The organism is Streptantibioticus silvisoli (assembly GCF_027947535.2).
GTDB lineage: Bacteria > Actinomycetota > Actinomycetes > Streptomycetales > Streptomycetaceae > Streptantibioticus_C > Streptantibioticus_C silvisoli.
In genome coordinates, this window is record NZ_JAAGKO020000076.1 from 21,849 (window position 1) to 28,979 (window position 7,131).

At 69.8% G+C, this 7,131-nt stretch carries 6 protein-coding genes; 4 read left to right on the top strand and 2 right to left on the bottom strand.

Going from position 1 to position 7,131, the window contains the following annotated elements:
- Positions 1-210 precede the first annotated feature (210 nt).
- Genes POF43_RS31450 through POF43_RS31465 form a run of 4 tightly spaced genes read left to right on the top strand, consistent with a single transcriptional unit; the run spans position 211 to position 4,593 of the window.
- Positions 211-954 (top strand): TnsA-like heteromeric transposase endonuclease subunit, encoded by a 744-nt coding sequence (locus POF43_RS31450; protein WP_271323210.1) that lies wholly within the window; start codon positions 211-213, stop codon positions 952-954.
- Positions 951-3,014, top strand: coding sequence for a Mu transposase C-terminal domain-containing protein (locus POF43_RS31455; RefSeq protein ID WP_271323211.1), 2,064 nt, complete (start codon positions 951-953; stop codon positions 3,012-3,014). Before POF43_RS31450 ends, POF43_RS31455 begins: the two co-directional genes overlap by 4 nt.
- Positions 3,011-4,030, top strand: a complete 1,020-nt coding sequence (locus POF43_RS31460; RefSeq protein WP_271323212.1) for an AAA family ATPase — start codon at positions 3,011-3,013, stop codon at positions 4,028-4,030. The genes POF43_RS31455 and POF43_RS31460 overlap by 4 nt, the downstream gene beginning before the upstream one ends.
- 26 nt (positions 4,031-4,056) lie before the next feature.
- The gene (locus POF43_RS31465; RefSeq protein ID WP_271323213.1) at positions 4,057-4,593 is read left to right on the top strand and encodes a hypothetical protein; all 537 of its coding nucleotides are present in this window, start codon (positions 4,057-4,059) and stop codon (positions 4,591-4,593) included.
- 70 nt (positions 4,594-4,663) lie between these two features.
- Here POF43_RS31465 and POF43_RS31470 read toward each other — a convergent pair whose 3' ends face one another.
- Together POF43_RS31470 and POF43_RS31475 are read right to left on the bottom strand one after the other, a co-directional pair.
- Entirely contained in the window at positions 4,664-5,149 is a 486-nt protein-coding gene (locus tag POF43_RS31470) for a hypothetical protein (protein ID WP_271323214.1), read from the bottom strand.
- A gap of 451 nt (positions 5,150-5,600) precedes the next feature.
- On the bottom strand, positions 5,601-7,131 hold a 1,531-nt coding region (locus tag POF43_RS31475), incomplete at its 5' end, for a tetratricopeptide repeat protein (RefSeq protein WP_282704885.1).

Consider the following 7,131-nt stretch of genomic DNA (forward strand, 5'->3'; position numbering starts at 1 on the left):
TGAGGTTGGGCTGTGAGGCTGTGAGGCTCACAGCCTGTTTTCCCAGGTGGACGGGGTGGTTGTGAGGTTGTGAGGTTCCCCCGAGATGCGGGAATGGGTGACCTCTGACAGGCAATCTTGTTCGTTTGCCAAGTGATCTTGACGACCAGTAGGTTTCTGCCACTTGATCTTGACCGGTGGGTCTCGTCTGGTGGGGGGAGACCGTGGCTGGTGCCGCGCTGGCGTACCGGCGATGCCGTGCTGTCGGCCTTTGAGCTGGACTTCGTCGAGTCCGGGCAGCGTCATCGGCTGCCGTTGGGCCAGGGCTGGAACCGTCGGTTCGAGGCGGCCGATCCGGTCCGGGAGTTCCGCTGGGCCAAGGGCGGGGAGAGTTTCGCCGGTCTGTACTACTCGACCACGGCGGGCGCCCACGTGGGCTACGAGTCGTGGCTGGAGCGGGATCGGCTGATCCTGCTGGACCGCGATCCCGACGTGGTCGGGATCGCGTCGCAGCCGTTCTGGCTGCACTGGCACGACGGGAAGCGGCGTCGTCGGCACGCGCCCGACTTCTTCGTGCGGCTGGGAGACGGCCGGGGCCGGGTCGTTGACGTGCGGGCCGGTGACCGGATCGACCGGGCGGCCGCCGAGTCGTTCGAGGAGACGGAGCGGGCCTGCCGGGCGGTGGGCTGGGAGTTCGCCCGCGTCGGCGAGCCGGATCCGGTGCTGATGGCGAACATACGGTGGCTGTCGCGCTACCGCCGGCGCCGCTGCGCGCGAGCGGACGTCGCCGAGCGGTTGCTGCGGGTGTTCGAGGAGCCGGCCCCGCTGCGTCCCGGGGCGGAGCGGGTCGGCGACCCGCTGCTGGTGCTGCCGGTGCTGTTCCACCTGCTGTGGTCCGGCGTGCTGAGTGCCGATCTTGAGGGCGGGCTGCTGTCGTCCGACAGCCTCGTCGTGACGACGAGGGGAGAACGATGAGCGGGCTGCAGCGGCCGGTCGGAATCCAGGTCGGCGCATGGGTGCGCTTCGCCGCGCAGGTCCGTGCCGTGGTGGGCGTGACGGCCAGGACGGTGACGCTGACGGACACGGAGGCCGGCCAGCGCGTCGTGGCGGTGGAGGACCTGACGGGCGAAGCGGACTTCGCCGTCATCGACATCCCGGTCCGGATGCCGCTTCCGGCCTCGTCACGGCTGGAGACGTTCCCGGCCAAAGCGGTCGAGAAGGCGCTGTGGTGGGAGGGGCACATCCTCGAAGTGCTGCACGGGCGGCCCCCGGAGGCCGGTCCGGACACCACACCGCGGCCGGAGTACGGTCTGGATCGATCGCTGACGGCCCGCCAGCGGGCCAAGGCCGCTGAGCTGACGGCGGCCGGGACCAAGGTGTCGGCCAGCGCGGTCGCCAACCTGCGGCGCCGCTACCAGGCCGAGGGCGTGCTGGGCCTGGTCGATCACCGCCAGGCCGCGAAGCGGCCTGAGTTCGGCTCGGTGGACGAGCGGGTGGTGACGGCGATGCGCACGGCCATCGGCGAAGCCGTCGACGCCTCCACCCGGACGGGGTCGTTCATCCTCTGGCGGACCGGGGAGATCCTGCGCGAGACCTCAGGGACCGAGGATCTCGAAGTGCCCTCCGAGCGCACCCTCTACCGGCTGCTGGCGAAGCTGACCGACGGCACCCATACCTTCAGCGCGGCGAGCACCCGCCGTTCCAAGGCCCACGGGGCGAAGGCCCCGTTCGGCGAGCTCCCGGCGTTCGCCCCGGGCGAGGTCATGCAGATCGACTCGACCCCGCTGGATGTGATGGTCCTGCTGGATGACGGCGTCCCGGGCCGGGTCGAGCTCACGGCCATGATCGACGTGGCCACGAGGACGCTCACCGCGGCGGTGCTGCGGCCGACCACGAAGTCGGTCGACGCGAGCGTGCTGCTGGCCCGGACGGTCACCCCGGAGTTGATGCGGCCCGGCTGGGCGGACGTGCTGAGGATGTCGCGCTCGGTGCTGCCGCACCGCCGGCTGCTGAGCCTGGACGAGCGCCTGGAGCACGCGGCGGCTCGCCCGGTGATCGTCCCGGAGATGATCGTCTGCGACCACGGCAAGGCGTTCATCTCCCGGAACTTCAAATCGTCCTGCCGGTTCCTGGAGATCGACTTCCAGCCCGCGCACAAGGGCTCCGGCTTCGAGAAGGGACACATCGAGTCGATGCTGGGCTCGGTGGCGACGCTGTTCGTCCAGTTCCTGCCCGGCTACACCGGCCGCAGCGCGGACCACCGCAGCCGTCACCCGGAGCGCGAGCGGATCTGGTCGCTGCTGGAACTGCAGGAACTCCTGGACGAGTGGATCGTCGCGCACTGGCAGAACCGGCCGCACGACGGCCTGCGCGACCCCGCCCACCCGGGCCGGCTGTTCACGCCGAACCAGAAGTACGCGGCGCTGGTCGAGGCATGCGGCTACGTCCCCGTCGCGCTCACCGGCGACGACTACGTCGAGTTGCTGCCCTCGGACTGGCGAGCGGTCAACGACTACGGGATCCGGGTCAAGAACCGCATCTACGACAGCCCCGACCTGACTCCGCTGCGGCGCCAGGACTCCGGGATCCGCGCCAAGCGCGGGCTCTGGGAGGTCCACCGCGACCCCTACGACGTCTCCCAGATCTGGGTACGCGACCACCGCACCGACGGGCGCCGGTGGATCCAGGCGACCTGGAAGCAGCTCCACCGGGCACCGGTGCCGTTCGGCGATCTGGCCTGGGACCACGTCAGCCACCAGATGCCCGGCTCCACGGAGGCGGAGATCGCTGACGCCGTCGCCTCCCTGCTGACCCGGGCCCACGCCGGACCGGCGGGCGAACCGAAGCCGAAGGCGACCAGACGCGACCGCCGGGTCGCCGCCCGGACCAAGGCGGCCGGGCCGTCGACCCCGCTGCCCGCTCAGGCCACTGACGAGCCCGCCCCCGCACCCGAGCCGGAGGCCGAGGAGAAGCTCGCCGACGTGATCCCGCTCGGCCTGTTCGACCCGCTCGAAGATCCCTGGAGACGACGATGACGCTGCCGGACACCGACGACGCCGGGCAGCACCTGACCACGAAGGACGGCTGGCGCCGGTTCGTGGCCGGCGGTCCGAAGCCACCCCACATACCGGCGCCGTCGCCGAAGTCGTACGCCAAGCTGCCCAAGGCAACCCGCCTGAAGCTGGACGACCTGCGCATCGACCACCACGCCCGCCTGATGGTCGTGGCCACCTCCACGGTCCGCCACACCGTCACTACGGGCCGCCGCCTGGTCATGCTGAACCGGCACGCCATCAGCGCCCGTCGGGGCCTGATCGTCTCCGGCCCGGCCGGCACCGGGAAGACCATCGCGCTCACCCAACTCGGCCTGGCGCACGAGCTCAACGACCGCCAGGTCCACCCCGACGCCCACGGCCGCATCCCGGTCCTCTACATCACCGTCCCGCCCGCGGCGACCGCCCGCATGATCGCCGCGGAGTTCGCGCGCTTCCTGGGCCTGCCGGTCCACCGCCGACTCAACACCACCGACATCATCGAGTCCGTCGTCGGCGTCTGCACCACCGCCCGCACCGGCCTCGTGATCGTTGACGAGGTCCACAACATCTCCCTGAGCACCCGCCAGGGCGCCGAGGTCTCCGACACCCTGAAGTACTTCTCCGAGCGCATCCCCGCCACGTTCATCTACGCCGGCATCGACATCGAGCACAGCTCGATCCTCTCGGGCACCCGCAGAGCCCAGATCGCCGGCCGCTTCACCCTCATCCCGACCCACCCCTTCCCCTACAACGACGAGTGGAAGGGCCTGGTCAAGACGATGGAGGACACCCTGCTGCTGCACCACCACAAGCCGGGAACCCTCGCCGAACTGGACCGCTACCTCCACGACCGCACCGGCGGCATGATCGGCGCCCTCTCCCACCAGATCCGCGGAGCCGCGATCGACGCCATCCTCACCGGCACCGAGAAGATCACCCGAGCGGAACTCGAAGCCATTCCTCTCGACGTCACGGCTACCACGCAGGCCCCTCGGCCAAGGCAGGCCAGAACGTGAGCCGAGTCCCGCTGGTCCTGCGGATCGTGGAACTGCCGATCCAGGTCTTTCCCCGGCCCTGCGAAGGCGCCCAGTCCTTCATCGATCGCCTGGCCACGGCGAACTACCTCAAGCCGGGCTACCTGCACACCTGCCTCTGCGACCCACCCCGTTACCGCGGCACCCTCAGCTGGTCCCGCCTCGCCGCCGCAACCGGACGCGACCCCCTTGAACTTCGAGAAGTCCTGGAACGCCCGCCACCACCGCCACCGGACCTCCTGCTCTGCGAGTACTGCGGCCGCCTGCCCCGACCGAACGTCGAGGCCGGCCCGGCTCCCTGGTGGTGCTCGGCCCGATGCCGACGCAGAGACGACCTCCTGAAGAGCGCACCCTCCAGCAACGGCATCCTCCCGGACCAGAAACAAGTCCTGCCCTGCCCCGGCTGCGGAGCCCAGTTCATCCGGCCCGCAGTCAGCCCACGCAGTGCCTGTTCACCCCGATGCCATGGCAGAAACGTTCGCGCGCAACAAGCAGAGCTGGCCCTCTACGAGAACCCGGACGCAGTCGAGGACGAATCCGCTTGACCCGGGCGATCATGCCTTCTCCCGGGCGAGTCCGGGAGTCTCAGGACCTTCGCGTGGTCCAGCAAGGCTTTCAGTCCTCGCCGACCTGCAGGAGCACGACAACGAATCCGGCTCCCCGGCCGGCGACTACACCGTCGAAGGTGTGCCTGGTGACCGGATTCCATGCGCGTCCGCTCTCCCAGAGACCGTCGATGTTGGAGAACCACTCCGACCCCGGGCCCAGAATCGAGATCGCCTTCGTCACAGCCCGTCTTGCGTGGGCGAGGTCGCGCCGCGGATGCCCCGGGAACACCAGGCTGTCGGTGGAGAGGTTGACCATCAACCCGGCTGCGGTGTCGCGCGTGACCGGACGAAGGGCCGCCTCAATCTCCTTGAGAGTGGTCGGTCCAGTGGCGCCCACGACCGCCTCATGAGCCCAGTCAGCTTCGGCGGTCGTCGCGAGCTCGCGGACATGGTGCGCAAGATCAGCTCCCGAACTCCAGCACCAGCGCGAGTACACACTCTCCTCGCTAGCCAGGGAAAGGAGGAGCGCTTCGAGGAGATCTGCATCATCCATGGCTGCATCCTCGCAGGAGCCGCTTGAGCATGAAGACGTCGGCCTACCTGCGCGGAGGTCTCCGAACTGTCCACGGATAGAGAGACAGGGCAAGTCAAACTCACCTGGCAAACGGTCAAGATCACTTGTCAGGGGTCAGTGAGCGAGGGGGCGGTCGCCGGTCCGGGGGCGTGTACCGGTGCGTGTACCTGCCGGTGTACTCGCGCGTGTACCGGTGTGTGTACCCGCGGATGTACCCGGGCCGCTCCCGGATCCGGCATCTGTCGGATCCGGGAGCAGCTGGTCACCTGCCGACCGTGTCCGGTTGTGCCTGCGGGTTGCGGCACCCGCGGCCGGCCTGGAGCTTCGCCTGCACCTCACCACCTCACCACCTCACCACCTCACCGCCCCACCGCCCCACCGCCGTGGGGTATGCGGCCGTCGGGGGGCCGGATTGCCGGTGGGGTCGTGTCTACTGTCCGGTCAGGTGTTCGAGGGTTGTGCGGGTTTGTCGGGTGGTGTGGTGGTGGGGTCCGTGGTGGGTTTCGCAGTCGGCGGCGAGTCGGGTGAGGTCTTCCACCGCTGCCCGGTGGTCGCCGGTGTGGGCGCGGCTGAGGGCCAGGAGCCGGCGGATGCCCAGGGTCCGTTGGTGGTGGGGTCCGAACTCCTCCCCGCAGCGGGTGGCCAGCCGCTCGAGTTCCTCCACGGCCCGCACCGCCTCCTCACCGCCTCCTTCTGCGCCCCGGTGGTGGGCGAGCCGTGCTGAGACGATCGCCGTCTCGATGTGGCCGGCACCGCGCACCCGCGCACTGTCGGCCAGCAGCCCCTCGAAGACGACGATCGCCCGCTCGGTGTCACCCGTCTCCCCGAGCCAGTGGGCCAGGTTGCCCCGCGCGCCGAGAGTGTTGGGGTGGTCGGGGCCGCTGGTGTGCTCCAAGGCGGTGACCACCTGTTCTTGGAGACGGATCGCCTCCTGGAGTCGACCGGTCCTGCCGTAGGAGAAGGCGAGGAGGAAGCGAACACCGATGGTGCCGGGGTGGTCGGCGCCATGGATACGTTCGCAGTCGGCGGCGGCCACCTCGAGCAGGCGTCGGGCGGCCTCGTCATGCCCCGCCTCCGCACTCCAGCGGGCAAGCTGGACACGGGCGGGCAGGCTGTCGGAAGGATCGGAGCCACTCGCGTGCTCCAGGAAGGCGACGACCTGCTGCTGAACGCGGATCGCCTCCTCGAGCCGACCGGCCCTGCCATAGCAAAGGGCAAGCCCGATACGCACACTGACGGTGTCGGGGTGGTCGGTGCCGAGGAGGCGTTCGTGGTCGGCGAGGACCTGTTCGAAGAGGGTGGTGGCGTCGTCGGGGCGGCCGGCGTCCCGGTAGGTGGTGGCGAGGTTGGCGCGGGCGGTGAGGGTGTTGGGGTGGTCGGTGCCGAGGAGGCGTTCGTGGTCGGCCAGGACCTGCTCCTCGAGAGGGATGGCGTCCTCGAGACGGCCGGCACGCCAGTAGGTGGTGGCGAGGTTGGCGCGGGCTGTGAGGGTGTCGGGATGGTCGGCGCCGAGGAGCCGTTCGCTGTCGGCGAGGACCTGTTCGAAGAGGGTGGTGGCGTCGTCGGGGCGGCCGGCGTCCCGGTAGGCGTAGGCGAGGTTGTTGCGGGAGGTGAGGGTGTCGGGGTGGTCTGGGCTCAGGATGCGTGTGCGGTCGGTGAGGTTCTGCTCGTGCAGTGGGATCGCCCGCCCCAGATCGCCCGCTGCTTGGTAGGCGTAGGCGAGGTTGTTGCGGGAGGTGAGGGTGTCGGGGTGGTCTGGGCTCAGGATGCGGGTGCGGTCGGTGAGGTTCTGCTCGTGCAGTGGGATCGCCCGCCCCAGATCGCCCGCTGCTTGGTAGGCGCTGGCGAGGTTGTTGCGGGAGGTGAGGGTGTCGGGGTGGTCTGGGCTCAGGATGCGTGTGCGGTCGGTGAGGTTCTGCTCGTGCAGTGGGATCGCCCGCCCCAGATCGCCCGCTGCTTGG

Excerpts from the sequence above, each read along its gene's own strand:
- POF43_RS31455 (WP_271323211.1), top strand. The coding sequence starts at position 951 with ATGAGCGGGCTGCAGCGGCCGGTCGGAATCCAGGTCGGCGCATGGGTG.
- POF43_RS31460 (WP_271323212.1), top strand. The coding sequence starts at position 3,011 with ATGACGCTGCCGGACACCGACGACGCCGGGCAGCACCTGACCACGAAG.
- POF43_RS31470 (WP_271323214.1), bottom strand. The coding sequence starts at position 5,149 with ATGGATGATGCAGATCTCCTCGAAGCGCTCCTCCTTTCCCTGGCTAGC.